The following is a 1,129-nucleotide window of genomic DNA, read 5'->3' as shown; positions in this document are numbered from 1 at the left end:
CTAGTGACCTGAGTCAGAGATTCGTCGTTAGTCGAGCATGAGTCGTCCGGGTCCGAAGATTCCGCCGTTGTCGGTCACTGATGCCCAGCGGGCGGTGCTGGAGGGTTGGTTACGTCGCCGTACGACGGCTCAGGCGTTGGCTCAGCGGTCACGGATCGTGCTGGAGTGCGCCGAAGGCCACTCGATCATGGAGGTGTCGCGCCGGCTGCGGATCGCGCCGGACACGGTCCGCACCTGGCGCCGCCGCTTCATCGAGCGGGGACTGGGCGGCTTGTGCGACGACCCGCGGCCAGGTGTCCCGCGGAAGATCACCGACGCTGATGTCGAGCGGGTGATCGTCAAGACTCTCGAGGAGACACCGAGGAATGCGACTCACTGGTCGACGAGGTCGATGGCCGCGGCCACAGGCATGTCGCAGTCGACGGTCTCGCGGATCTGGCGCGCCTTCGCCCTGGCCCCGCACCGATCGCAGACCTTCAAGCTGTCCACGGACCCGTTGTTCATCGACAAGGTCCGCGACATTGTCGGCCTCTACCTCGACCCGCCGGAGAAGGCCCTGGTCCTCTGCGTGGACGAGAAGTCGCAGATCCAGGCCCTGGACCGGTCTCAGCCGGTCCTGCCTATGATGCCCGGTGTTCCCGAACGCCGCAGTCACGATTACATCCGCGCCGGCACCACCACCCTTTTCGCCGCCCTGGAGGTCGCCACCGGCAAGGTCATCGGCTCCCTCCACCGCCGCCACCGGGCCGCCGAGTTCAAGAAGTTCCTGGCCAAGGTCGACAAGGAGGTCCCGGCGGACCTGCAAGTTCACCTGATCCTCGACAACTACGCGACCCACAAGACCCCGGACATCAAGAAGTGGCTGCTGGCACACCCGCGGTTCCACCTGCACTTCACACCCACCAGTGCGTCGTGGCTGAACCTGGTGGAACGGTGGTTTGCCGAACTCACGCAGAAGAAGCTCAAGCGCGGCGTCCACCGCTCCGTCCAGGCCCTCGAACGCGACATCCGGGCCTGGCTCGCCGACTGGAACGACCACCCAAGGCCCTTCATCTGGACGAAGACAGCCGACGAGATCCTCGACAAAGTCGCCGCCTACTGCCACCGAATCTCTGACTCAGGTCACTAG

1 protein-coding gene is annotated in these 1,129 nt (G+C 65.2%); it reads left to right on the top strand.

The genetic code is table 11. From position 1 onward, the window contains the following. Positions 1 to 37: 37 nt before the first annotated feature. Positions 38 to 1,129, top strand: coding sequence for an IS630 family transposase (locus tag E6R62_RS37405; RefSeq protein ID WP_136217903.1), 1,092 nt, complete (start codon positions 38 to 40; stop codon positions 1,127 to 1,129).

Origin of the sequence: Streptomyces sp. A1136 (assembly GCF_004795055.1) — a bacterium.
Classification (GTDB): domain Bacteria; phylum Actinomycetota; class Actinomycetes; order Streptomycetales; family Streptomycetaceae; genus Streptomyces.
The sequence above is the reverse complement of the archived record's forward strand: the minus strand, read 5'-3'. Positions and strand labels throughout refer to the sequence as shown.